This window comes from Pseudarthrobacter defluvii (assembly GCF_030816725.1).
In the GTDB taxonomy this organism is placed as follows: Bacteria; Actinomycetota; Actinomycetes; order Actinomycetales; family Micrococcaceae; genus Arthrobacter; species Arthrobacter defluvii_A.
The window spans coordinates 3,732,246-3,755,590 of record NZ_JAUSYG010000001.1; the positions used below are offsets into that span (position 1 = coordinate 3,732,246).

The 23,345-nt window shown below is 65.8% G+C and carries 22 protein-coding genes, 1 other RNA gene and 1 pseudogene; 14 read left to right on the forward strand and 10 right to left on the reverse strand.

What is annotated here, in order from left to right:
• Nucleotides 1–121: 121 nt before the first annotated feature.
• The 4 genes from ffs (at nucleotide 122) to QF031_RS17355 (ending at nucleotide 6,178) form a co-directional block, all read left to right on the forward strand.
• Nucleotides 122–218, forward strand: an RNA gene (ffs, locus tag QF031_RS17340) — signal recognition particle sRNA small type.
• A gap of 21 nt (nucleotides 219–239) precedes the next feature.
• Nucleotides 240–3,929, forward strand: a complete 3,690-nt coding sequence (locus QF031_RS17345) for a DNA polymerase III subunit gamma and tau (protein WP_370874527.1) — start codon at nucleotides 240–242, stop codon at nucleotides 3,927–3,929.
• A gap of 76 nt (nucleotides 3,930–4,005) precedes the next feature.
• Nucleotides 4,006–4,605, forward strand: coding sequence for a recombination mediator RecR (gene recR, locus QF031_RS17350; RefSeq protein ID WP_141158226.1), 600 nt, complete (start codon nucleotides 4,006–4,008; stop codon nucleotides 4,603–4,605).
• A gap of 214 nt (nucleotides 4,606–4,819) precedes the next feature.
• On the forward strand, nucleotides 4,820–6,178 hold the full coding sequence (locus QF031_RS17355) for an aspartate kinase (protein ID WP_307430990.1): 1,359 nt from the start codon (nucleotides 4,820–4,822) through the stop codon (nucleotides 6,176–6,178).
• 109 nt (nucleotides 6,179–6,287) lie between these two features.
• Here the strand turns inward: QF031_RS17355 and QF031_RS17360 are convergent, their stop codons facing one another.
• Both QF031_RS17360 and QF031_RS17365 read right to left on the reverse strand, forming a co-directional pair.
• On the reverse strand, nucleotides 6,288–6,497 hold the full coding sequence (locus QF031_RS17360) for a hypothetical protein (RefSeq protein ID WP_307433458.1): 210 nt from the start codon (nucleotides 6,495–6,497) through the stop codon (nucleotides 6,288–6,290).
• A gap of 117 nt (nucleotides 6,498–6,614) precedes the next feature.
• Nucleotides 6,615–6,857, reverse strand: coding sequence for a hypothetical protein (locus QF031_RS17365; protein WP_286401559.1), 243 nt, complete (start codon nucleotides 6,855–6,857; stop codon nucleotides 6,615–6,617).
• Nucleotides 6,858–6,933: 76 nt separating this feature from the next.
• Between QF031_RS17365 and QF031_RS17370 the strand changes: the two genes are divergently transcribed.
• The 4 genes from QF031_RS17370 (at nucleotide 6,934) to QF031_RS17385 (ending at nucleotide 9,309) form a co-directional block, all read left to right on the forward strand.
• Nucleotides 6,934–7,416, forward strand: coding sequence for a MarR family winged helix-turn-helix transcriptional regulator (locus QF031_RS17370; protein WP_307430993.1), 483 nt, complete (start codon nucleotides 6,934–6,936; stop codon nucleotides 7,414–7,416).
• A gap of 75 nt (nucleotides 7,417–7,491) precedes the next feature.
• Nucleotides 7,492–8,073: an SSI family serine proteinase inhibitor gene (locus QF031_RS17375; RefSeq protein ID WP_307430996.1), complete on the forward strand. Its 582-nt coding sequence runs from the start codon at nucleotides 7,492–7,494 to the stop codon at nucleotides 8,071–8,073.
• On the forward strand, nucleotides 8,006–8,980 hold the full coding sequence (locus QF031_RS17380; RefSeq protein ID WP_307430998.1) for a 3-methyladenine DNA glycosylase: 975 nt from the start codon (nucleotides 8,006–8,008) through the stop codon (nucleotides 8,978–8,980). Before QF031_RS17375 ends, QF031_RS17380 begins: the two co-directional genes overlap by 68 nt.
• The gene (locus QF031_RS17385; protein ID WP_307431002.1) at nucleotides 8,977–9,309 is read left to right on the forward strand and encodes a serine protease inhibitor; all 333 of its coding nucleotides are present in this window, start codon (nucleotides 8,977–8,979) and stop codon (nucleotides 9,307–9,309) included. Before QF031_RS17380 ends, QF031_RS17385 begins: the two co-directional genes overlap by 4 nt.
• Nucleotides 9,310–9,398: 89 nt before the next feature.
• Here the strand turns inward: QF031_RS17385 and QF031_RS17390 are convergent, their stop codons facing one another.
• Both QF031_RS17390 and QF031_RS17395 read right to left on the reverse strand, forming a co-directional pair.
• On the reverse strand, nucleotides 9,399–12,506 hold the full coding sequence (locus tag QF031_RS17390; RefSeq protein ID WP_307433461.1) for a S8 family serine peptidase: 3,108 nt from the start codon (nucleotides 12,504–12,506) through the stop codon (nucleotides 9,399–9,401).
• 273 nt (nucleotides 12,507–12,779) lie between these two features.
• Nucleotides 12,780–12,965 carry a hypothetical protein gene (locus QF031_RS17395; protein WP_307431005.1) on the reverse strand — a complete coding sequence of 62 codons (186 nt, stop codon included), beginning with the start codon at nucleotides 12,963–12,965 and terminating at the stop codon, nucleotides 12,780–12,782.
• Nucleotides 12,966–13,235: 270 nt separating this feature from the next.
• Here QF031_RS17395 and purS point away from each other — a divergent pair, with 270 nt between their 5' ends.
• From purS to purL, 3 genes are read left to right on the forward strand one after another with little or no spacing between them, the layout of a single operon-like run.
• Nucleotides 13,236–13,487, forward strand: a complete 252-nt coding sequence (gene purS / locus QF031_RS17400; RefSeq protein ID WP_015935902.1) for a phosphoribosylformylglycinamidine synthase subunit PurS — start codon at nucleotides 13,236–13,238, stop codon at nucleotides 13,485–13,487.
• Nucleotide 13,488: 1 nt separating this feature from the next.
• Nucleotides 13,489–14,262: a phosphoribosylformylglycinamidine synthase subunit PurQ gene (gene purQ / locus QF031_RS17405; protein ID WP_307431008.1), complete on the forward strand. Its 774-nt coding sequence runs from the start codon at nucleotides 13,489–13,491 to the stop codon at nucleotides 14,260–14,262.
• Entirely contained in the window at nucleotides 14,259–16,571 is a 2,313-nt protein-coding gene (gene purL / locus QF031_RS17410; protein WP_307431012.1) for a phosphoribosylformylglycinamidine synthase subunit PurL, read from the forward strand. The genes purQ and purL overlap by 4 nt, the downstream gene beginning before the upstream one ends.
• Nucleotides 16,572–16,653: 82 nt before the next feature.
• Here the strand turns inward: purL and QF031_RS17415 are convergent, their stop codons facing one another.
• A complete protein-coding gene (locus QF031_RS17415) occupies nucleotides 16,654–17,595 on the reverse strand; it encodes a hypothetical protein (RefSeq protein ID WP_307431015.1) in 942 nt (313 codons plus the stop codon).
• 133 nt (nucleotides 17,596–17,728) lie between these two features.
• Between QF031_RS17415 and QF031_RS17420 the strand changes: the two are divergent.
• Nucleotides 17,729–18,932, forward strand: a pseudogene (locus QF031_RS17420) (IS30 family transposase).
• 62 nt (nucleotides 18,933–18,994) lie between these two features.
• On the opposite strand, the gene QF031_RS17425 reads toward QF031_RS17420, so the two are convergent.
• The 4 genes from QF031_RS17425 to QF031_RS17440 are packed head-to-tail and all read right to left on the reverse strand — an operon-like array spanning nucleotide 18,995 to nucleotide 20,580.
• Complete coding sequence (locus tag QF031_RS17425; protein ID WP_307431019.1) at nucleotides 18,995–19,288, reverse strand: DUF503 domain-containing protein; 294 nt, start codon at nucleotides 19,286–19,288, stop codon at nucleotides 18,995–18,997.
• 14 nt (nucleotides 19,289–19,302) lie between these two features.
• A complete protein-coding gene (locus QF031_RS17430; RefSeq protein ID WP_307431024.1) occupies nucleotides 19,303–19,623 on the reverse strand; it encodes a putative quinol monooxygenase in 321 nt (106 codons plus the stop codon).
• Nucleotides 19,620–20,174 (reverse strand): DUF1990 family protein, encoded by a 555-nt coding sequence (locus QF031_RS17435; RefSeq protein ID WP_307431027.1) that lies wholly within the window; start codon nucleotides 20,172–20,174, stop codon nucleotides 19,620–19,622. The genes QF031_RS17430 and QF031_RS17435 overlap by 4 nt, the downstream gene beginning before the upstream one ends.
• Entirely contained in the window at nucleotides 20,167–20,580 is a 414-nt protein-coding gene (locus QF031_RS17440) for an MmcQ/YjbR family DNA-binding protein (protein WP_307431031.1), read from the reverse strand. Before QF031_RS17440 ends, QF031_RS17435 begins: the two co-directional genes overlap by 8 nt.
• 45 nt (nucleotides 20,581–20,625) lie before the next feature.
• Between QF031_RS17440 and QF031_RS17445 the strand changes: the two genes are divergently transcribed.
• Nucleotides 20,626–21,660, forward strand: a complete 1,035-nt coding sequence (locus QF031_RS17445) for an isopenicillin N synthase family dioxygenase (RefSeq protein WP_307431034.1) — start codon at nucleotides 20,626–20,628, stop codon at nucleotides 21,658–21,660.
• Nucleotides 21,661–21,667: 7 nt separating this feature from the next.
• Here the strand turns inward: QF031_RS17445 and QF031_RS17450 are convergent, their stop codons facing one another.
• Nucleotides 21,668–22,093 carry a CoA-binding protein gene (locus tag QF031_RS17450; protein WP_307431036.1) on the reverse strand — a complete coding sequence of 142 codons (426 nt, stop codon included), beginning with the start codon at nucleotides 22,091–22,093 and terminating at the stop codon, nucleotides 21,668–21,670.
• A 319-nt stretch (nucleotides 22,094–22,412) separates the two neighbouring features.
• On the opposite strand from QF031_RS17450, the gene QF031_RS17455 reads away from it, so the two are divergent.
• Nucleotides 22,413–23,228: an ABC transporter ATP-binding protein gene (locus QF031_RS17455; protein ID WP_307431039.1), complete on the forward strand. Its 816-nt coding sequence runs from the start codon at nucleotides 22,413–22,415 to the stop codon at nucleotides 23,226–23,228.
• Nucleotides 23,229–23,345: the final 117 nt, after the last annotated feature.

Consider the following 23,345-nt stretch of genomic DNA (forward strand, 5'->3'; position numbering starts at 1 on the left):
ATAAGCAATGGAATCCGCGGTGGGGCCTCCGACTTCGGCGTACTTGCCCGCCTTCCGGGTAGGCCCGCCACGGGCCTGGGGGCCGATTCGAGTCGGGCAGCATGTTTCGGGTAAAGTATCTGACGGCCCCTCATGTGGCGTCATCCTGTTGAACTCCCCCAGGACCGGAAGGTAGCAAGGGTAGACGGGCTCTGGCGGGTGCATGGGGGGTCTTTACTATTCCCCCACAGGGCGGCATGATGTCAGCCCGGATTGGTAGGGTTTTCTCTGTGACAGTTACTACCGCCCTGTACCGCAGATACCGTCCCGACTCGTTCGCTGACGTTATCGGGCAGGAGCACGTCACCGAGCCGCTGATGACGGCATTGCGGAAGAACCGCGTCAATCACGCCTATCTTTTTTCCGGCCCCAGGGGCTGCGGAAAGACCACCTCCGCCCGCATCCTGGCCCGCTGCCTGAACTGCGCCGAGGGCCCCACTGACACCCCCTGCGGCGTGTGCCCCAGCTGTGTTGAGCTGGCCCGGGGCGGCTCGGGCTCCCTTGACGTCATCGAGATTGACGCGGCCAGCCACGGCGGTGTGGATGACGCCCGGGATCTCCGCGAGCGGGCAACCTTCGCCCCCGTGCGGGACCGCTACAAGATCTTCATCATCGACGAAGCGCACATGGTCACCTCAGCAGGATTCAACGCCCTGCTGAAGATCGTGGAAGAGCCACCGGAACACATCAAGTTCATCTTCGCCACCACGGAGCCGGACAAGGTCATCGGCACCATCCGCTCCCGGACCCACCACTACCCGTTCCGGCTGGTTCCGCCTGAGCCGCTGATGGCCTACCTCGAGCTGCTGTGCCGCCAGGAAAATGTTCCCGTTGCCCCGGGCGTGCTGTCCCTGGTCATCCGGGCCGGCGGTGGTTCCGTCCGTGACTCGCTCTCCGTCCTGGACCAACTCATGGCCGGCGCCGGACCCAACGGCCTCGACTACGAGCTCGCCGTCGCGCTGCTGGGCTACACCCACGCCTCACTGCTGGACGACGTCGTGGAAGCCATCGCCGCTTCCGACTCCGCCACAGTCTTCCGAGCCGTTGACCGGGTCATCCAGACCGGCCACGATCCCCGCCGGTTCGTGGAGGACCTGCTGGAACGCTTCCGCGACCTGATCATTGTCCAGGCCATGCCCGAAAGCGCCCACGCCATCCTCCGCGGGATGCCGGCGGACCAAATCGCCCGGCTGCAGAACCAGGCGCACAACCTGGGCGCCGCCGAGCTTTCCCGCGCCGCGGATGTCACCAACACCGCGCTGACCGAAATGACCGGTGCCACGTCGCCGCGGCTGCACCTGGAACTGCTGTGCGCCCGGATCCTGTTGCCCAGCTCGGAACAGAACGAGCGCGGCATGGCTGCGCGCATCGAGCGTGTGGAGCGGCGGCTGAACTACGCGGGGAACGACGTCGGGACCCCCGCCTCAGCGCCGCCAGCCGAGGCAGTGCCGGCGGCAGCGCCTGCAGGAGTTCCAGGCATCGCTCCTGGTGAGTCGTCACCTGGACCCCGCCGCGCCCAGGAGCAAGTGCGTGCCCAGGAGCAAGCGAGCCCTGCGCAGGAGCAGGCCAGGGCTGTGCGGGAGCAGTCCCGCCCTGCGCAGGAGCCTGCCACTGAGGCCGCTGCACAGTCGGTACCCGCTGCCCCTGCCTCGCCCGCTGGGGCGCGCCCAGCCTCTTCCGATGGCGAAGGGGCCCGGAGCCCACTTACACCGCCAAGGGTCAGCACCAGCGATTGGCCTGTCGAGGAACCGGGACGGATCCGTACACCGCAGAGCCCCGAAGCATCAGGTCCCAACCGGGCAGCCTCGCCGGCCGGCGCAGCGCCAAACACCGGCGCAGCACCCGAATCGCAGGAACACCGGCATGCACCCGGACAGGCCGCCGGTCAGCCGGCCGTGCCCCAAGCCCAGGAAGGGCCGCACGCCCCAGTCACCCAAGTCCCAAGCGCGCAGGCGGCTGCCTCCCAACCGCCAACCGGCGTGCAAGCGCCCGGCAACCAGGCGCCGGCCAACCAGACGCCCGCCCACCAGACGCCCGCCCACCAGACGCCCGGCAATCAGGCACCCGCGCGGCAGCAGGGTGAGGGTGCACCGGCCAGGACAGCACCTGTTGCTCCCCCCGCCATGGGTGACGTGGAGGTCCTTCGGAGGGCCTGGCCGGATGTCCTGCAGGCGCTGTCCAAAATCAAGCGCAGCACGTGGGCCCTTGTCGAGCCCAATGCGCAGGTAAGTGCCTTTGATGGCACGGTCCTCACGCTGTCCTTCGCTACGTCGGGACTTGCGGGCGCCTTCGGCAGGGCGGACCACTCGGACAACCTGCGCCAAGCCATTCACAAGACCGTCGGCATAGATTGCCAGATCAACGCCGTTGCCGGCGGGACCAGCCAAGCGAGCTCTGAGCCAAACCCAAAAGTGCCCGCCAGCCCGGTGGTTCCGCCCACTTCAGCTGACGTTGCGTGGGGGCTGGCTCCTGCCGCCGCGCCTGCCCATTCAGCACCTGGCCAATCAGCACCGACCCAGTCAACACCTGCCCAGCCAGCACCGATCCAGCCAACACCTGGCCAACCAGCTTCGGCCTCACCGGCACAGGCTCCAGCCGCCGCGGCTGCCCAACCGCAGGCCGCGCAACAGGCCGCACCCCGTCCGTCACAGGCTCCGGGGGCCGCGCCCAGGACCGCAGCACCGGCAGCCCCCTTGGGTGGTAGTCACGACATCGTCACTGCTGAGGGCAGCTCCGCGACCGGCAGCGGTTCCGGCAGCACTGCTGTTGCCGCAGGCATGGCAATGGCCTCACCAGCGGCCCCGCCGGCCACTGTCGCGTCCAGTGAAGTGCGCCCGGCGCCCGGTGTAGACGACCAGGGCCACCAGCGCGTGGAAGCAGTCCAGGTCGCCGCCAGCGGAACGGGTACGCCCGCCAATCCCTCCGGCCCTGACTCCCAGCAGTCGCCAAATTCAGCGGGCGGCGACTATTCCTACTCCGATGACGACTGGGGCCCACCCCGGGACGAGGACGCTCCCCCGCTGGATGAGGAGCCTCCCATGGACTGGGAGCCCTCTGGACGTCCCGGTAACCGCACCACCCCGCCCTCCCCTGCATCCGGCGGCCGGCAGCCCGCGGGCGGCAATGGGCAGGCGGCACGGCAGACCCACGGAAGCACAGCCGTTGCTCGGAGCACGGATAACGCAGCCCCAGAGGCAGCCCAGTCCGCCGCGCAGCCCCTGGGCGGCGCCCATGACCCATGGACGCGGGCCGTCGAACAGGCCCCCGGTGTCTGGGTTGTGGGAGACAAGAGCAACGTAGGGGCCAAGCCTGTCCCGCCTTCCGGGAACGACAACATCGGATCACAGGCCAACGTTCCGCACTATGCTCCGGCAACAGCCCAGGTACCGCCCTCCATCCCCGTGGCCCCGCCGGCCACAGCCGGTGCTGCGGCAGCAAACGGCTGGGGTCCTGCAGGTTCCGGCAACGGCCAGGGGGCGTCCGCGGCGGAAAGCTACCAGGCGTCGCAACCCGAGCCCGCCCCGGTCCCTGAGTTCGCCATGGCCTCCGCTGCGCCCGCCACGATTTCACCGGCTACCCCAGCACCTGCTGCAGGTGCACCCGCCCGAGCCCAACCGGTTGCAGCTGCTCCAGCGGCCGGGAAAACGGAAACACGGCAAAGCCTGTACCAGCGGCTTTCAAGCAGCCCCGAAGCTGAGGCCGGCCGCGCCAAGGCACCAGCCAGGGCCGCCGCTGCTCCCAGCACCTACGTCCAGGACATCCCCAGCGCGGATGATGAAACCATCGAGGAATCGGGCGTGTTCGGCCGCGCCGCGGTGGAGCGCATCCTGGGTGGCAAGCTGATCGAGGAGCGGTCCCCGGACGGCAACCCGGTCATGCCGCGCTATTGACGGTGTCAATGCCGCCGGCCCGGCCGTGACCCGTGACTGAACCACCCGATATCCAAACCAAGCTGAAGAGGGAAACGTGTACGAAGGTGCTGTCCAGGAGCTGATTGACGAGCTCGGACGCCTTCCGGGGGTGGGACCAAAGTCCGCACAGCGGCTGGCGTTCCACATCCTTGAAGCTGATCCCCAGGACATGAAGCGGCTGGTGGAGGCCATCACCACGGTTAAGGAACGGGTCAAGTTCTGCACCGTCTGCGGCAACGTCACGGAGCAGGAGCTGTGCAACATCTGCCGCGACCCGCGCCGTGATCCCGCCGTCATCTGCGTGGTGGAGGAGTCCAAGGACGTGCTGGCAGTGGAGCGCACCAGGTCGTTCCGCGGCCGGTACCACGTGCTGGGCGGCGCCATTAATCCCATCGCCGGCGTGGGACCGGAGCAGCTGCGCATCCGGGAGCTGCTCACCCGCCTGAACGACGGCGAGATCCAGGAAGTCATTATCGCCACCGACCCCAACCTGGAGGGTGAGGCAACGGCCACGTATCTGGCCCGCATGTTGAAGACGATCGGCATCGCCGTCACCCGCCTTGCCTCCGGCCTTCCCGTGGGCGGGGACCTGGAATACGCCGACGAGGTCACTCTGGGCAGGGCCTTCGAGGGCCGCCGCAACGCCCTGGGCTGACGCACCCTGGCGGCCTCCCGCCGTCGTACATCATCCGCAACGTGACCTTCCGGTGCCGTGCCTGCCATGCAGCGGGATGCGCCGCGGCCGGTATGTGGTCACAATTAAACGTCCCTCCGGGCACGGCGATAAACTGTCGGAGGAAAACCGCGCCGTCCACGGTGCCCGGCCGCCTGGCCTCCAGAACTCCAATTGACCCAATGAAGGTACGCGCATGAGTACGCCCACCACCGAAGTGCATAACGCAACACAGCCGCAGGCGGCCCCCGCCGCCGGCGCGGTGACCAAGCAGCTCATCGTGCAGAAGTTCGGGGGTTCCTCAGTTGCGGACGCTGCCGGAATCAAGCGGGTGGCCGCGCGTGTGGTGGCTGCCCAGCAGGCGGGCAACGAAGTGGTGGTGGTCGTCTCGGCAATGGGCGACACGACGGACGAACTCCTCGACCTCGCCGCGGAGGTCACCGACTCCGCGCCCGCCCGCGAGATGGACATGCTCCTTTCGGCCGGCGAGCGCATCTCCATGGCGCTGCTGGCCATGGCCATCAACAAGCTTGGCGCCTCCGCCCAGTCCTTCACGGGGTCGCAGGCGGGCATGATCACCGACGGCATCCACGGCAAGGCCCGGATCATCGACGTCGACCCGCACCGCATCCGCACCGCCCTGGACAAGGGCAACATCGCCATTGTGGCCGGCTTCCAGGGCATGAGCCGTGTCACCCAGGAGATCACCACCCTGGGCCGGGGCGGCTCCGACACCACCGCGGTGGCGCTGGCGGCCGCCCTTGAGGCTGATGTCTGCGAGATCTACACCGACGTGGACGGCATCTACACGGCCGACCCGCGCGTTGTGCCGTCAGCCCAGAAGATCGACACCATCTCCAGCGAAGAGATGCTGGAACTCGCTGCCTCGGGTGCAAAGATCCTGCACCTGCGCTGCGTCGAGTACGCCCGCCGGTTCGGCGTGCCGCTGCACGTCCGTTCCTCGTTCAGCAAGCATGAAGGCACCTGGGTCATCCCCAGCGCCGACGACAAGATCACCACTCAAGAGGGAGTTGCCTTGGAGCAGCCAATCATCTCCGGCGTTGCGCACGACCGTTCTGAAGCGAAGGTCACCGTGGTCGGCGTCCCCGACATCCCCGGCAAGGCCGCCGCGATCTTCCAGGTCATCGCCGACGCTCACTCGAACATCGACATGATCGTCCAGAACGTGTCCACGCACGGCACGGGCAAGACCGACATCTCCTTTACCCTGCCCATCGTTGAAGGCGCCGACGCCCTGGCCGCGCTTCACGCAGCCCAGGACCAGATCGGCTTCGAAGCCATTGAATACAATGAGCAGATCGGCAAGCTGTCCCTGATCGGTGCAGGCATGCGGTCCCACCCGGGCGTCTCCGCCACGTTCTTCAAGGCGTTGTCCGATGCCGGCATCAACATCAACATGATCTCCACGTCCGAAATCCGCATCTCCGTGGTGACCCACGCGGACCTGCTGGATGAGGCTGTGCGCGTGATCCACAATGCGTTCGGCCTCGATACCGAAAGCGAAGCCAAGGTTTACGGCGGCACCGGCCGCTGAGCGGCATCAGCAAAAAGCCGGGCTGCCTTTCCCTGGATTTTCCAGCGGGAAGGGCAGCCCGGCTTTTTGGTGCCAAGCTTCTGTTGGTAAGTGAGCGCCCGGAAAAGGATCAGCCTTCCAGGTCTTCGCGGCGTACGGCGTAGTGGTGCCCGGTTGAATCGGTTTCCACCACGAAATGCGTGAGTTCCTCTTCGGAGGCCTGTTCGAATTCATCGTGTTTGTGCACCACCGGCGCATCGGCATCCAGCCGGGTGGCAGGACCGAAGACGAAGCGAAGCCTCTCAGTCAGGCTCATGAAACCGTTGAGGACATGTGCCACTGTTTCCACCCCCTTCCCGAACCTCGGGCGAAAGTGCTGCCGGCTCCGGCAGGAGCCAGTGCCCTTATTTTATGCCCGGGCAGCGAAAAAGGCGCTGGTGCGCGAAGGGTTGAATCGCTAGCGCAGTGAACGGTCTTCGGGGTTCCTTGGAACCACGTAGGTGCTGCCGTCCGGCCTGGTGATGGTTTCCCACTGCTGCGTCTCCGCCTGGCGCTGGGCAAGCAGCCTGCGGTTCTCCTCGGTCATGTCGTGCCCCAGGGCGGTACGGCTGGCGGGCCCAAAGATTGCCCTCAGCTTCCCTGTGGCGCGCATGAAGCGCTGGGAGGCGTTGCCCTTGTCTGCGGACTTGTCCCTGCCCATCAAGAAGATCCTTCCACTTACCTTCACCTCCATTAAATGTACACTAATGATTAGTGCACTAACAGTTGGAGGAGCCATGACCGCCACAGCGGCAACGGAAGCAAAGACAGACGCAGCGGCACCAGCAAACCAGGAGGAAGACCTGCTCCTGGAACACCAACTCTGCTTTGCGCTCACAGTGGCCTCGCGCAGCGTGGTGGGCGCCTACAAGCCCGTGCTCGAGAAGCTCAACCTCACCCATCCGCAGTACCTGGTAATGCTCTGCCTGTGGGAAAGCAGCCCACGGACAGTGCGGAACATTAGTGAGTCACTTGCGCAGGAACCAGCCACCATTTCCCCACTCCTGCGCCGGCTGGAGGCTGCGGAACTGATCACCCGGCGTCGAGCGGACGGCAATGAACGCGCCCTCGCCGTCGACCTGACTCCTAAAGGGGCTGCCCTGCGGCAACAGGCACTGCGGGTACCGGGAACCATGATGGAGCGGCTGGGGCTGACCCGCGAACAGGTCGCTGAACTGCACGCCTCCATGATGGGGCTGATTGCTGCCACCTCACAGTGAGTGATTGCGGCCAAACAGAAACCTGCCGGACTTGGCCAAGCGACTAGAATTACTGGACGAACGAGAGGTGGACTGATGCGCAATTTTCGGACACTCGCAGTCTTCCTGGCCGTGACTGCCGGGTTGATTTCCGGTTGCAGTGGTACCCCTAACGGCGGCACGTCCGGATCCGCAGCGCCCTCCACCGGCCCGGGCGGCTCCGCCACCTCATCGGCGGGTTCCCCTGCAGCTTCTGCCACCCCCTCCCCTGACACTGAGACCTCCGCAGCGGCGCCGGCACCGGCCACCTCGCGCCCAAGCGCCGGCCCGGGGCAGGGCAACGCTGAACTCGCAATCACGGTGGTGCCGTCCCAGGGCGCACCGGAAGTGGACTACACCCTGGTCTGCACCTCAGGGACACCGGCGGCGGAAAGCAGCCATCCCAATGCTGCCGCGGCCTGTGCCGCCCTGAAGGCAAACCCTGGGATAGCGGCTCCGGCGACACCGGGAAGCTCGCAGCCCTGCACGCAGCAGTACGGCGGTCCCCAGAAAGCCACCATCACGGGAATGGTGGACGGTGTTGCCGTGGAGTCATCCTTTGCCCGTACCAATGGATGCGAAATCAGCGCGTGGAACGCCGCGAAGGACGTATTGGGCGCGGCCGGTGGAGCCTCTTAACCTGCTGGCGGCGGACGTTGCGCGGGACCGGGAGGAAGCCCACCTGCAGCGCGTCAGCCGTTATGCCGATCCGTACCTGGCCCGCAGGTCAGCCGGGAAGAAACACCCCGTGGAGGACTTCCTCTTCACCTATTACACCCAGAAGCCCGGCCAGCTGAAGCGCTGGCACCCGGGTGCCGGCGCAGTCCTCACCGGCGGCCAGGCATCGGCCCGCATGGGGTGGAAGCATTACCGGGCGCTCGACGACGTCGAACTTGCCTCCCTGGGATTGGCTGCGGGAAGCACCGCGGTCACCTTCGATCGGGGCGCCTTCCTGGCAGACCGCCAGGAAGCAGTGACCTTCGCCGACATCATCCTTCGCGGCACCGCCGCCAGGCCCGCGCAGTTCGGCTGCTTTGGGCTGCACGAGTGGGCCATGGTCTACCGGCAGGAAAAGTTCGACCTCCGCCATGAGTACCTGCAGCTCCGGCTCGGTGCGGCCGGCACGGACAAGGTGGTGGAGGACAACAGGATCCGCTGCACCCACTTCGACGCCTTCCGGTTCTACACCCCGGACGCCATACCCCTCAACGAGCATTCCCCCAGCCGGGAAACCCAGCGCCACATGGAACAGCCCGGCTGCCTGCACGCCAACATGGACCTTTACAAGTGGGCCTACAAACTGCTGCCCGCGCTGTCCAGCGAACTGGTCATGGACTGCTTTGAACTGTCGTGGCGGATCAGGGCCATGGACATGCAGGCGTCGCCCTACGACCTGGCCGACTGGGGCTACCCCGCCATTCCCATCGAGACGCCCCACGGTAAGGCTGCCTACGTTGAGCACCAGCGTGCCTTTGCAGCGGAAGCGGGAATCCTGAGGCAAAGGCTAGCGGCCGAGCTTGGCGCCATGGCAGGCGCATCACGGTGATCGACCTGACCATCAGCATCCGTGAGGACCCGGAAGCTCCCGAACACGTATTCCGCCTGCTCGCCACGGCGGGCCGTCCGGATGACGGGACCACTTTGCCGGATCCCGGGGCAGCCCTGGCTGCCGTGGAGCGGTACGGCGAGAACATCTTCTTCCCCAAGCCGGGACCGCCCAAGCTGTGCACCCAGCAGTATGGCGGCCCGCAGGTTGCCACTGTCACAGGCACGTTCCGTGGGCGCACCGTGCACTCAACATTCAGCCGCACCGACGGCTGCGAAATCGCACGCTGGAAGGCCATGGCCCCCTTGTTGGGCGGCACGGCCACCTAGCCTTCGGGGCGCAGGACGGAAAGGCTGAAGAACGAAAAAGGTCCCGGGCGGCCTGACGACCACCCGGGACCTTCCTTGTTCCTGCCTGCTCAGGTGGCGGGCACCGCCTGAGCCAGGCCAATCTGGGGAGCGCCGGCAGGGGCAGGTGCAGAGCCAGCTCCCACCTGGACGTTCACCCAGGTCTTGATGCCGTTGCTGCCAAGGCTCAGCCGCGAGAGGTAGGACCCCTCAGCGAGCCCCGTCCAGTTCAGCGTCGCCGAGGTGGCTGTTCCATTCGGCGCCACGATGGGGTTCGGGTTCACCGTAAGGTTGCCCGCGTCCCCTGCGAACGTAACGGCCTGGACGGACGCGGTGGCCGCTCCCTTGTCCGGTGTGGCGTACAGGTTGGCCACCACGTAGTAGGTTCCGGCCCGCGGCGACTCGATGTCCAGGAACTCACTGGCAGATGCCGTGGCCACCTGCGTGGCCGTCAGCCCGCCCGAACCGTTGGGTGCGTAGACCACCATGTCCCAGTCGACGTCGTTCGACTGCGCCTGGACGCCCATCCGGGCAAACGCGGCGCCCGCGGGCACTTTCACCTGAAGCAGGGCGTTGTGCGCGTCATTCGTTGGCGCGTACTCGCCGGGGGTTTTGGTGATCGCGGTCTGGCTCAGCGGCGCCAGGCCCTCCACACCGACGGCGATGGGGCTGTCGGAGCCCGACACGAGGTTCATCGTCCCGCTGCCGGTGCCGGTGGGCGAACTGAACGAGAACGACGGCGCAATCTGGGCGTCCACCGGGCGGACTGCGATAGGTGACGTCACCGTCCGCGGGCCCTTCCAGGTGAGGCTGCCGGTGCTGAATTTGCCCACCGGTGCACTGACGTTCCGAATGGTTACGGTCACTTCGCGGGTCTGGCCGGCCTTGGCGAAGTTCAGGGCCTTGGGTTCAACATTGACGTTGAAGCCCGGCATGTTCACCTCGGGCCGGTACAAGCCCGGAACCAGTGCGGTCAGCTTGCGCTTCACCTGGACCTCGCCCACCAAACTGCCCAGGGCGATGGAGGGCACGTTCAGGTCGCGGGCAGCAATACTGCCTGCCTGCGGAGCGCCGGTGGCCACGCCCTGGCCGTTCAGGAAGCCGAGCCAGTCATTCATACCGGAGTCGAACACCAGACCGGGATCGACGACACGGGTGGAATCAATGTGCCCGGCGCCGCCCTGGAAGGGATCAGTGTTGGGCGAACCGTCAGCGTTGACCAGCGGGTAGGCGGTGGTCATCATGGCCGATTTCACCATGGCGGGGGTCCACTTGGGCTGCTTGCCCAGCACCAGGGCGCCGAAACCGGCAATATGCGGGGCGGCCATGGAGGTACCGGACATGAAACCGAACTGGTCGCCGTGGTTGCCGATGGTGGAAACGCCGGCCAGGACGTTGACGCCCGGGGCCGAAATGTCCGGCTTCAGCAGGTCGCCGCCGGAGGCAAGGGTGGGTCCTCGGGATGAGAAGCCTGCAATCTGGGGCGCCGGGGCGGGGGGAAGGCCGGTCAGGTCGCCCTTGACCAGGCTGACCGTCAGCGCCGGGTTGGCTTCCAGCTTGGACTTCAGTTCCAGGCTCTTGGGGGCGTTGACGTGGACAGTGGGGATGACGTGGTTGTCGGCGTCCTCGGAGCTGCTGGTCAGGTTCACCAGGATCATGCCCACGCCGCCCTTGTCCAGGACTTCCTGGCTCTTGGCGGTCCGGTCCACCACACCGCGGTCGCAGAGCACCACCTTGCCGGCCACCTTGGTGGCATCAAGGGTTCCGGGGCCGCACAGGTTGGGGTTCACGGCGCCCGCGGCGGCGGCCGCGGCAGCAACGATGACGGGCTTGTTTGCCACTTCGGACTTCATGATGGACGCGCCGCGGTACAGCGATCCATCAGAGACCTTGACCGTTCCCAGCAGGTCACTTGGAAAGGTGGAGGCAGCAACGGTGGTCAGCCACGGAGAAGCGTGGTTCACGGTGGAAGCCGTGGGACCGGAGTTTCCGGCAGAGGCCGACACAAAGATGCCCGCGGCGGCAGCGTTCAGGAAGGCCAGCGCGACCGGGTCCGTGGTGCTGTTGTTGTTGCCCGAAATGGAGTAGTTCAAAACATCTACGCCGTCTTTAATGGCTGCGTCAACGGCCTCCACGGAAGCTGACGAGTAGCAGCCGCCCGTGTCCGGGTTGGTGTCCTCCCAGCAGATCTTGTAGACGGAGACTTTGGCGGCGGGGGCAACACCCGAGCTCTTGCCGAAGCTGGCTCCGCCGATCACCTGCTCAATGTTGGCGTTGCCCGCCGCGGTGGTGGCGGTGTGGGTGCCGTGGCTGCCGACGTCCACCGGGGAGATCTGCTCTTCCGGTGCCCGGCTTCCCGGTGCCACGTACTGAAGGAAGGCATCGGCGAAGTAACGGGCGCCAATGACCTTTGAGTTACAGAGGGAGCCGTCAAAGGCAGCCCCGGTCCCCTCGCCTTTTTGGCATTCACCCTCGAACGTGGTGCCGTCAGCTTTCAGCATGGCGATCTTGCCGTCACTGGTCCCGTAGGGGACACCAACCTGCGGGCTGCCTTGCAGCGGCTTCAGCGGTTCACCCTGGAGGAAAGGATTGTCCGGTGCGTAGCCGGAGTCGATGACGCCCACCACCACACCCTTCCCGGCGTTGGCTTCTCCGCCGAACTGCTTGGCCCAGGCGCCTTCAGGCCCCGTGAGCTTGAGGAAATCGGTGGTGGTGTAGTCAGGCTTGTTTTCGACGTCGGGCGCCACTGCCAGGACCCGGCTGTCCTTGGACAACGCGGCCGCCTGTGCCGCTGACAGTTCCGCGGTAAACCCGTTAAGTGCTGCGGTGTACTGCTTTTTGGGCGTCACCCCCTGGGCAGCTGCAACGTCACGCTGCTGGTTGCGCAGGTGGGCGTCGTAGGCCTTGAAGTTGGGACTTCCGGCGTCGAGCTTCCTGCCCTGCTGGGGCTTGGTTGCGCCCAGCCCGGCAGCGCCCCCTTCGTACGCGGCGGCAGCCGGCCCGGCGAGTACCACGATGTACCGGCCGTCCTTGAACTGACTGTCCTTTGCGGTGGAGGAAGCATTCCCCACTCCCTGGCCGTCAGGTGCCGCCAAAGCGGGACCCGCCGCCAGCGAGCTGAGGATAAGGGGCAACCCGACGGCCAGCGCGGCCGCCTTCCGGAGTCCCCCAGCCCGCATGGGGCTCTTTCCAGTTGATTTCACGTGCAACCCTTTCACGATGTGCCGCCCAATCTTGGTGGGCGCCCGAGCGACTGGAACTGCAGAGGAAATTACAGGTTTTGTAATTTGCTGAGACCAGACTGTTCACAGAGTACAGACTGAGAGCCCGTTATGACATAGGGCACATTTGGGAATTTTTCGCTTGTCATATCCGCCCCACCTGAAGCAGTGCGGGCACGAAAAAGGGCGCCCCGAAGGACGCCCAAACGAGTGGGAGGTTGGCGCGCCGCTTTACCCGCGCGGCGTGCGCACCACATCACTGATCCATTGCCGGGTTTTTTCATCGAGGGGCCCGGCCACCCGCGTTTCACGGGCCAGCCGGTCTGCCTTCACCTTTTGGAACACCATCCGGCCCAGGCCGGCGAAGACCGCCGCCGCAACCATCGGCAACAGCACGGACTTTGAATTCTCAGCCATTCCGCAATCCTAGTGAAGGCCTGCCGGCAACTCCATACCACTTCCCGGCAGCGGAGCCCCCCAGACATTTCCGCAGGCACCGCTGCCGCCAATGGCCCGAATGCAGGGGGACGCGCCGGGGCCGGTAGAATGGGAGGGCAAGCTCGCGGAGCGCCCGACCTCATGGTGAACCAATCGGCAGGTGACCACCTGTCCCCAACATCCCGGTACGGCGTGAGACGGCACCACTCCGCTGCGCCCTTACCCAAGCTCACGCACAGGAGTTACCGGATGCCCCGGATCGTTGTTGACGTCATGCCCAAGCCCGAGATTCTGGACCCGCAGGGGAAGGCAATCGTTGGCGCTCTCCCCCGGCTGGGCTTCACCAGCTTCAGCTCTGTCCGCCAGGGCAAGCGCTTCGAACTGACGGTCGACGGCGAGGTGACCGAGGAGATCCTGGCCCAGGCCCGTGACGCGGCCGAAACCCTCCTGTCCAACCCCGTCATTGAGGACGTCGTCAACGTCGAGGTCGTCGAGGCCTGAGATGACTGAACTTCCCCTGATCGGCGAGGCCATCGCCGTCGCGGCTGAGCCTCGCCTCGCCGGCGCCCGGATCGGCGTCGTTACTTTCCCCGGCACCCTTGACGACCGGGACGCTGCCCGCGCAGTGCGCCTGGCCGGTGCCACCGCCGTCGAACTTTGGCACGGCGACAACGAACTCGGTGACGTGGACGCCGTCATCATCCCCGGCGGTTTCTCCTATGGTGACTACCTCCGTGCCGGCGCCATCGCCCGCTTCGCACCGCTGATGTCCAAAATCATCGACGCTGCGAATTCTGACGCCAAGCTGCCCGTGCTCGGCATCTGCAACGGCTTCCAGATCCTCACCGAGTCGCACCTGCTGCCCGGTTCGATGATCAAGAACGACCACCTGAAATTCCTCTGCCGGGACCAGGTGCTGCGCGTTGAGAACACCAACACCGCGTGGACGCTGGACTACCAGGCGGGGCAGGAAATCACCATCCCGCTGAAGAACCAGGACGGCCAGTACATCGCGGACGAGAAAACCCTCGACGCCCTTGAGGCCGAGGGCCGCGTGGTGTTCCGCTACGTGGGCTTCAACCCGAACGGTTCCCGCCGCGACATCGCCGGCATCTCCAACGCTGCCGGCAACGTGGTGGGCCTCATGCCGCACCCGGAGCACGCCGTGGAGCCGGGCTTCGGCCCCGAGTCACTGGACGGCATCGGCGGTTCCGACACCGACGGCCTGGGATTCTTCACCTCCGTACTGAACAAGATTGTGGGAGGCGACAAGTGACCACCGAAACCACCAAGAAGTTCAACATCGACACCGTCGAGAACGCCGCCAAGACGCCGGACACCGAACTGCCCTGGGCCGAGCTGGGGCTGAAGCAGAACGAGTTCGACGAGATCGTCAAGGTCCTGGGCCGCCGCCCCACCGGCGCCGAACTGGCCATGTACTCCGTCATGTGGAGCGAGCACTGCTCCTACAAGTCCTCCAAGAACCACCTGCGCCAGTTCGGCCAGAAGGTCACCGAGGAAATGAAGAAGGACATGCTGGTGGGCATCGGCGAGAACGCCGGTGTGACCAATCTGGGGGACGGCTGGGCCGTGACCTTCAAGATCGAATCGCACAATTCGCCGTCGTTCGTTGAGCCCTATCAGGGCGCGGCCACCGGCATCGGCGGCATTGTCCGCGACATCATCTCCATGGGCGCCCGCCCGGTCGCCGTCATGGACCCGCTGCGCTTCGGCGCCATCGACCACCCGGACACCGCCCGCGTCATGCATGGCGCCGTGGCGGGCATCGGCGGCTACGGCAACTCCCTGGGCCTGCCCAACATCGGCGGCGAGATGGTGTTCGACTCCGTCTACCAGGGCAACCCGCTGGTCAACGCCCTGGCCGTGGGCGTCATGCGCCACGAGGACATCCGCCTGGCCAACGCCTCCGGCAAGGGCAACAAGGTGGTCCTGTTCGGTGCGCGCACCGGCGGCGACGGCATCGGCGGCGCCTCCGTGCTGGCCTCCGAATCCTTTGACGACACCAAACCGTCCAAACGCCCCGCCGTGCAGGTGGGCGACCCCTTCGCCGAAAAAGTGCTCATCGAGTGCTGCCTGGAGCTGTTCAAGGGCTCCCTGGTGGAAGGCATCCAGGACCTCGGCGCTGCAGGCATCTCCTGCGCCACCTCGGAACTGGCCTCCAACGGCGACGGCGGCATGCAGGTTGAGCTGACCTCCGTCCTGCTGCGCGACCCCACGCTGACCCCGGGCGAGATCCTGATGTCCGAGTCCCAGGAACGCATGATGGCCGTGGTCACGCCGGAGAACGTGGAAGCGTTCGAAGCCGTCATGGACAAGTGGGCCGTGGAGTACTCCTGGCTGGGCGAGGTGACCGACACCGGCCGCCTGATCATCACGTGGGAAGGCGACGTGATTGTCGACGTCGATCCCCGCACCGTGGCGCACGACGGTCCGGTCTACGACCGCCCGTACGCCCGCCCCGAGTGGCAGGACGCCGTCCAGGCTGACACCTTCACCGGCTCGGTCCAGGACGCAGGCCGCCCGGCCGCTCCTTCTAAGCTCGCGGCGGCCGTCACCGAACTGGTGGCATCCCCGAACATGTGCTCCAAGGCCTGGATCACCAACCAGTACGACCGCTACGTCGGGGGCAACACCTCCATGGCGTTCCCCGACGACGCCGGCGTGGTCCGCGTCGACGAGGAATCCGGCCTGGGCGTTGCCCTGGCAACGGACGCCAACGGCCGCTACACCTACCTGGACCCGTACCACGGCGCGCAGCTGGCGCTGGCCGAGGCCTACCGCAACGTTGCCACCGCAGGCGCCATCCCCATGGCCGTCAGCGACTGCCTGAACTTCGGCTCCCCCGAGGACCCGGACGTCATGTGGCAGCTTGCCGAGGCCATCCGCGGCCTGTCCGACGCGTGCATGGTGCTGGGCATCCCGGTCACCGGCGGCAACGTCTCGCTGTACAACCAGACGGGCACCACGCCCATCCACCCCTCCCCCGTGGTGGCGGTCCTGGGCAAGCTCGACGACGTCGCCCGCCGCACGCCGTCGGGCTGGCGCGAGGACGGGCAGGCCATTTACATGCTGGGCACCACGGGTGCCGAGCTGGACGGCTCGGAGTGGGCCAACATGCGCGGCCACTTGGGCGGGCAGCCGCCCAAGGTGGACCTCGAGGCAGAACGCGGCCTAGGTGAGATCCTGATCAACGCGTCCCGCGACGGCATGATCGACGCCGCGCACGACCTCTCCGAAGGCGGGGGCCTCGCCGCTGCCCTCGTGGAGTCCTCGCTGCGCTACGGCGTGGGTGCCCGGATCGCGCTGCAGGACATCATGGACCGGGACGGCGTGGACCTGTTCACGGCGCTCTTCTCCGAGTCCCAGGGCCGCGCCATCGTGGGCGTCCCGCGCTCCGAGGAAGTCCGCTTCACTGACATGTGCACCGCCCGCGGCTTCGCCCACACCCGCATCGGCGTGGTGGATGCAGCCAGCGGCAAACTGGAAATCAACGGCGTGGAGGCCCTGTCCCTGGACGCCCTCCGCGAAGCCCACGAAGGGACCCTGCCGAAGTACTTCGGCTGATCCTCCCCGCCGGGACCCACCCATCGACTGCTCCGTAACTGCCCTTTTGAACCCTCAAAACGGCGGTTGCGGAGCAATCGTTTTAAGAACCTCTCCGCCAGCCGGCCTGGGCCAAAGCAACAAGGACTTTGGCCGCGGCCGGCTTCGCATCGTTGACCATGTGGCGTTTGGAGATCCTGACCTCCGTCCACCCTAAGGCGGCGTACCGTTCGGAGCGTGTGATGTCCCTGGCGATCTGGCTGTCCTCGCCGTGGTGCTCGCCCTCGTACTCAATTCCGATCTTGTATTTGCGGTAAGACAGTTCCGGCTCATGATGCCTGACGCCGTCCTCAGTGATGATCGGGACGTTCAGCTCGGGTTCGGGCAGGCCCGCGCGGACGATAGCCAGCCGGAGCATGGTTTCCTGGGCCGAATCCGATCCGACGCGGATGAGTTCCAGGGCCTCCTTCGCCTTCCGCAGTCCCCGCTTTCCCCGGTGCCTGTCAATCGTCCGCTGCAAATCCCACATGCTGCACAGCGGCATGCTTCGGCCCTCGAATTCGAGGCGCGGAACGCGAACGCAGGCATCCCCCATGGCCACGATTTCATCGATGGACAGCAGCTCGGCCATGTCGAGCCACGTCCGCTCCGGCGTTGTCACCGGAATCCCGCCCATCATTGCGACTTCGTCCTCGTACAGCTTCATGCGGTGCACGATGACGTGGGGCCTGTCCAGGTGGGCTGCGCCCTCGGGACGGATGAGGTGGTAAGCGTCGAAGGCGTCGTCCCGGCGCCGCTGCGGCAGTGCATGAAGCTCCGCAGCCGTAACGTGCGAAGCAGCACAAAGCTCGTTGACTTCGATGAAGGGCCGGACCCGCGCGGCTAAGGGAACCTCCGCCGTCGGGCCGTCTGCTCTGATGCCCTTACCAAGCCTGCTGAGGGAACGATGCCTCAAGCGCTTGGCTGAGACCCCCGCCCTTGCCGCCTCAGCCGCAGTGAAGGGCCTGCCCTCAAGTACTTCAGGAAGCGGACGTGCAGTCTTCATTGCTACATCAGAGCAGAAGGAGCCGCATGTCCGCAGAAGTTTTCCACACCTTCCATCGACTGCTCCGTAAACGCCCTTTTGAGGCGGGCAGATTCATATGGTCATTGCAACGAAACCGTGAAGGGGTGTTGCGATGCCGGCGGGGCAGGTGTTTGGGGATGAGGTTAGGGACGGGTTTTTTGCCTTGCTGCGGCAGGGAATGTCGATCAGTGAGGCGTGCCGCGTGTCGGGCCTGTGGTCATCAACGGTGCTGCATTGGGTCCGGAAGATGGGCCCTGTGGAGATGTCCAGAGGTAGTCGTGGAGGGCCGGCAGGGGCGCCGTTTCCGGATGGCGTTCCTGGTTCAGGCAGGTTGAGTCTGTCCGAACGGGCGGTGATCATGGTGCGCCTGCGAGATGGCTGGTCCTACGCGGCGATTGGCAGGGAACTGGGCCGGGACCGGTCGGTGATCTGGCGCGAGGCCAAGCGGAACTGCTGCGAGGACGGTACCTACCAATCCGACGTCGCACAGCTAAAGGCCGGGCAGAACGCCCGCCGGCCTAGGGAATACAAACTCGCCCATAAGCCGCTGGCCCGGTTCGTGGAGTCCGCCATGGACGAGGGCTGGTCCCCGCAGTTGTGCTCGCTGGTCCTGGCCGGTGCTTTCCCGGACGATAAGAGGATGCAGATCAGCCACGAGACGATCTATCAGGCCATTTACGTGCAGGGCCGCGGCCATGTCCGGCAGGACCTTTACCGTCAGTTGAGTACCGGCCGGGCCAAGCGGGTCACCGAGGGGCGCGGCCGGGGCCGGAGCAACAGCCCGTTCAAGGACGCGCTGAAGATCTCCGAACGCCCGGCCGAAGCCGCCGACCGGGCCGTACCGGGCCACTGGGAATGCGATTTGATCCTCGGTTCGGTCGCCAGTAACTCGGCGATCGGGACCTGCGTTGAACGCTCCACCCGGTACACCATGCTGCTTCACCTGCCCGATGGTCACAGCGCAGACGAGGTCGCGAAGGCCATGATCACCGCGTTCGCCGAACTGCCTGCGGACCTGCGCAAAACCCTTACCTATGACCGCGGTGTCGAGATGGCCCGCTACGCCCAAATCCAGATTGCGATCGACACGGACATCTACTTCTGCGACCCGCACTCACCCTGGCAGCGAGGAACCCAACGAGAACACGAACCGGCTCCTGCGGCACTGGTTCGCTAAAAGCACCGACCTGTCCGTCCACACAGCCAAGGACCTCAAAAGGGTTCAGGACAGCCTGAACAACCGGCCACGCCCCACCCTCGGTCTCGCAACACCCAAGCAGAAATTCAACGAACTCCTCCTCGCCGCAGCAGCCTGACCGTTGCAACGACCGCTTGACTTTCCAGCGCCAAAAGGGCGTTTACTCAGCAATCGATGGGTTTAATCTTCGCTGTGGAGCTCCCGCTGGCGGACGCTGAGCAGCTCGATCTCCGGGCGGCCCGCAACGAAGCGTTCGACGGCGGCGAGCACCTCCACGAGGTGGGACCGGTCGGCTGCCACCAGGCCAACGCCAAGCTGCGTCCGCCGGTACTGGCTGTGATCCCCCACCTCGGCAACTGAGATCTCGAAACGGCGTTTGAGTTCAGCCAGCAGCGGCCGGACCACGGAGCGTTTCTCCTTGAGGCTGTGCACGTCGCCAAGGAGGATGTCGAACTCGCTCCAGCCGATCCACATGGTGGGGACCCTTCCTACTCGATGGTAAGTTCGCCCATCAGGTCCCAGCCGTCGCCGTCGAGCTGCCGGCTGACGATCCTTGGCGTTTCGGCGAGGGCCTGCGGCATGTCCGCCATGGCCTTCTTGAAGTGGTCGCTGTTGACGTGGTCGCCGGCGGCGTCGTCCTTGAAGGCCTCCACCAGAACGTATTCGCTGGGGTCGTCCAGGCTGCGGGACCAGTCGAACCACAGGTTGCCCGGTTCCTTCCGGGTGGCTTCGGTGAAATCTGCCACGAGGTCCGGCCAGCGCTCGGACCACTCAGGCTTGACCTTGAACTTGACGACGATAAAGATCACTCGGATTTTCCTTCCGCGGCGAGACTGCGTGCCCCTTCAATGTACCGGGAAGTAACGTAGCGCTGCGCCGCGCGGGTGACCAGGCCTCCGGCAGCGTAGAACCAGTTGGCGGGTCTGCTGAAGGCCCGGATCCGCAGCCACACCTCCCCCCGGCTGTTGATCTCCACTTCGAAGGATTCCTCCCCGCGGGCAGGGTGGCCCGGCAGTGTCCCGTAGCCAAACCCGGCGGATTGGGGGACGCCGCCAGCGGCTGGCTCGTGAACCCACACCACCTGGCAGGGTGCGGGCAAGCGGAAGGGCCCGACGCCGAATCCACTCACCACGTGTGCCCCGGGTACCGCCCTTGGCGAATCAGCCTTCACGCTAAGCCCTGCCCGCCGCTGCAGTTCCCAGCCCAGGATGCCGTCCGCCACCCGCCGGTAGACGTCCAGCCCAGTACCCAGGCGGGCTTCCTCGAGGACGTGGCCATACCCTTCGGGAGCGGTGCCTTGCTCCGTGCTTCCCACCCCCGGGTAGGCGAACTTCCCCGGGGCCTGTTCCTTGTCAGTCATTGCCGCCTGCCCTTTCGAGGCGTGCCCACCCCAGTTGTTCCTGCTGCTTCCGGCTCAAGCCTGCCACCACCAGGTCGTACGAGTCCTCCACCATGTCCCGGACCATCCCGTCCGGCAGCGAGCCGTCAAGGCGCACACCATTCCAGTGGGTCTTGTTCATGTGCCATGCTCCGGTGATCGCCGGGTGGACGGCGCGCAACTGCACCGCGAGCGCCGGCTCACACTTCAGGTTCACGTAAAAGTCGTGCTCGTCCATCGATGACAGGGCAAACAGCTTTGCCTCATGGCGGGTGCCGCCGGCAACCGCGGCGCGAACCTTGAAGACCGAGGTTTCCGGTCCAAACGGAAAATCCTCGTAGGCTCCCGGAAACGAAAGGCAGATCGTCCGCAGCGCGTTTGGGTCCATAACGGAAGCCTATAAAGCCGGCCCGCACGGTGCTAGTCTGCGAGGATGTCACTCGACCGGGGAGCCATACCTGTTCTGGATCTGAGTTCCGCCCGGCAGCCTTACGGGTCTTTCCGCCCTGATTTCATCGAGGAGCTGCGGCACGCCACCCATGACGTCGGGTTCTTCCAGATCACGGGATACGGCGGCCGGCCCGGCCAGGCCGAAGAACTCCTGGACCTTGTCCGGCGCTTCTTCAGCCTGCCGCTGGAGGAGCGGATGAAGCTGGACAACCGCCTGTCGCCGCATTTCCGCGGCTACACGCGCATGGGAACCGAGGTGACCCAGGGCCGGGCTGACGCTCGTGAACAGATCGACTACTCGCCCGAGCGTGAGCCGGTCAAGGATTATCCGGATGATCAGCCCTACTGGCTGCTGCAGGGACCCAACCTGTGGCCGGACGGGGCATTTCCGGAACTTCGGCCTGCCGCCATGGAATGGGCGGACCTGATGTCAGAAGTGGGAATGGAGTTGCTGCGTGCCATTGCGGTTTCGCTGCAGCTGCCCGAGGACTATTTCGACGATCCCTTCCGCGATTCACCGGCGTGGATGGGCAAGCTGGTGCATTACGTGGGCGGCGTAGTGGAGGCCGCCGGCGACCAGGGCGTGGGCTCGCATGCGGACTACGGCTTCGTGACCCTCCTGCTGCAGGATGAGGTGGGCGGCCTCGAAGTCCTGCCGCCGGGCACCAGCCAGTGGCTGCCCGTGGAACCCCTTCCCGGAGCTCTGGTAGTAAACCTTGGCGAAATGCTGGAAGTGGCCACCGAAGGGTACCTTGCGGCAACCATCCACCGTGTGCAGGCGCCGCCGCCCGGCGTTGACCGGTATTCCGTGCCGTTCTTCTGGTCACCTCGGCTGGACGCAGTCATCGAACCGGTCCCTCTGGCTCCTGACCTGAAGGCCGCTGCCCGGGGCATCACTGACGATCCCGCCAATCCGCTCCTTGCCTCGTTCGGGCTGAACATGCTCAAGGGACGCATGCGCGCTCATCCGGACGTCACCGAGCAGCACTATCCGGATCTGCTAAAGCGCCGGAGTTGACGACGAGCTAAAGCTGGTACTTCCACGCGAGCTGGGCGGGGCAGGCGTTCATCACCACGTCCAGTCCTGCGGCCTTTGCCCGTTCAGCCGCCGCCTCATCAATGACGCCCAGCTGCAACCACACCGCCTTCGCGCCCATGGCTATGGACTGGTCCACCACGCTGCCCACCTTCTGCGAGTTCACAAAGCAGTCCACGACGTCGATGGGGCGCTTTTCGGCAGGAATGTCGCCGAGGGTGCGGTACCCGGTTTCGCCGTGGACCGGGTCGCCGGGCAGGTTGACGGGAATGATTTCCATGCCCAGCCGGTCGCGGATAAACAGCGATACGTCGTAGGCCGCGCGCCACTCATTCGTGGTAAGGCCGACGATGGCCCAGCGTCCCTTGGTTCGCATGAGGCGTTCGATGACTGCAGGATCGTTCACGTGGGCCATAGGATCAGCCTACGCTCCGCTGCAAGGGGCTGGTGTTTTCGAATAAAAGAACGATCATCGGCCATGCCATATCTTGTGAACGAATATTACGCGGCTGACGCGAGAGTTTGCTCTCGAGGATTCATTGCTGTGTAGTGGTGTTTGACCATCCCGAGCGGCTGAGAGACCTGGATCGATGACGCCGCAGCAACCCTGGTCGCCGGGCGCTTCCCAACGGCCCCGGTGATAGCAAGGATTGCAGCCGTGGGTACCGGAACTGACCATTCCGGCGAAGGCTGCCTCCGTAGGGTGCTACTGCCAGGACCGATGGAGTGATCCTATGACCGCAGTTTTGTCGCCCAGGCCTGCCGGGGTGGAGCCCGCCCACGCGCCTGCCCTCCCCGTATCCTTCAGGAACCTGCGCCGCACGTTCGGAACCGGCACCACCGCCCATACCGTCCTGCACGATGTGACCTTTGAGGTGGCAGCCGGTGAGGTGCTGGCCATTCTTGGCCCCTCCGGTTGTGGAAAGTCCACGCTCCTGCGCGCCGCAGCCGGCCTGGACTACCCAAGCGCCGGCTCTGTGGTCATCGAGGACACCCAGGTGCACGGCATCGATCCCCGCTGCGCCTTCGCGTTCCAGGAACCCCGGCTGCTGCCCTGGCACACCCTGCAGGCCAACGTGGCCATCGGTCTTCCCACCGGATGCAGCGCCAGGGAGGGCAAGGCAAAGGTCGCCCGCCTGCTGGAACTGGTGGGACTCGAGAAATTCGCCAAGCACCGCCCGCGCGAGGTCTCCGGCGGCATGGCGCAGCGCACCTCCCTGGCCAGGGCACTGGCCCGGAACCCCGGGGTCCTGCTGCTCGATGAGCCCTTCGGCGCCTTGGATGCCCTCACCCGGATCAAGATGCAGGACCTGCTCCTGGACATCCACCGGGCAGAGCCCACCACCGTCCTGCTGGTCACGCATGATGTCGACGAAGCCCTGCAGCTCGCTGACCGCATCATCGTCCTCGGCCCGGATCCCGCCGGGCAGGGCGCAACCATCGTCAGGACCGTGGAAGTGCCGGGCAGCCGGCCGCGCGAACGCGCCTCTGCCGAACTCGCCCTCATGCGCAGCTCGCTCCTGGAAACCCTGGGCGTCGCCGGGCACTAAGCGCCCCTGACACCGCCAAAACCTTCACCTGGCCCCGCTCGGCGTGCGCCGCCGTCGGGCCTAACCTCCTGGCCGGCACCGCCCGGCCTCCCCTGTTCCGCCCCGTTCCATCCCGTT

Excerpts from the sequence above, each read along its gene's own strand:
- QF031_RS17450 (WP_307431036.1), bottom strand. The coding sequence starts at position 22,093 with ATGGCCCACGTGAACGATCCTGCAGTCATCGAACGCCTCATGCGAACC.
- QF031_RS17440 (WP_307431031.1), bottom strand. The coding sequence starts at position 20,580 with ATGGACCCAAACGCGCTGCGGACGATCTGCCTTTCGTTTCCGGGAGCC.
- QF031_RS17435 (WP_307431027.1), bottom strand. The coding sequence starts at position 20,174 with ATGACTGACAAGGAACAGGCCCCGGGGAAGTTCGCCTACCCGGGGGTG.
- QF031_RS17370 (WP_307430993.1), top strand. The coding sequence starts at position 6,934 with ATGACCGCCACAGCGGCAACGGAAGCAAAGACAGACGCAGCGGCACCA.
- QF031_RS17375 (WP_307430996.1), top strand. The coding sequence starts at position 7,492 with ATGCGCAATTTTCGGACACTCGCAGTCTTCCTGGCCGTGACTGCCGGG.
- QF031_RS17415 (WP_307431015.1), bottom strand. The coding sequence starts at position 17,595 with ATGAAGACTGCACGTCCGCTTCCTGAAGTACTTGAGGGCAGGCCCTTC.
- QF031_RS17455 (WP_307431039.1), top strand. The coding sequence starts at position 22,413 with ATGACCGCAGTTTTGTCGCCCAGGCCTGCCGGGGTGGAGCCCGCCCAC.
- QF031_RS17425 (WP_307431019.1), bottom strand. The coding sequence starts at position 19,288 with ATGTGGATCGGCTGGAGCGAGTTCGACATCCTCCTTGGCGACGTGCAC.
- QF031_RS17355 (WP_307430990.1), top strand. The coding sequence starts at position 4,820 with ATGAGTACGCCCACCACCGAAGTGCATAACGCAACACAGCCGCAGGCG.
- QF031_RS17390 (WP_307433461.1), bottom strand. The coding sequence starts at position 12,506 with ATGCGGGCTGGGGGACTCCGGAAGGCGGCCGCGCTGGCCGTCGGGTTG.
- purS (WP_015935902.1), top strand. The coding sequence starts at position 13,236 with ATGCCCCGGATCGTTGTTGACGTCATGCCCAAGCCCGAGATTCTGGAC.
- purQ (WP_307431008.1), top strand. The coding sequence starts at position 13,489 with ATGACTGAACTTCCCCTGATCGGCGAGGCCATCGCCGTCGCGGCTGAG.
- QF031_RS17380 (WP_307430998.1), top strand. The coding sequence starts at position 8,006 with ATGGATGCGAAATCAGCGCGTGGAACGCCGCGAAGGACGTATTGGGCG.
- QF031_RS17445 (WP_307431034.1), top strand. The coding sequence starts at position 20,626 with ATGTCACTCGACCGGGGAGCCATACCTGTTCTGGATCTGAGTTCCGCC.
- QF031_RS17395 (WP_307431005.1), bottom strand. The coding sequence starts at position 12,965 with ATGGCTGAGAATTCAAAGTCCGTGCTGTTGCCGATGGTTGCGGCGGCG.
- QF031_RS17365 (WP_286401559.1), bottom strand. The coding sequence starts at position 6,857 with ATGGGCAGGGACAAGTCCGCAGACAAGGGCAACGCCTCCCAGCGCTTC.
- QF031_RS17345 (WP_370874527.1), top strand. The coding sequence starts at position 240 with ATGTCAGCCCGGATTGGTAGGGTTTTCTCTGTGACAGTTACTACCGCC.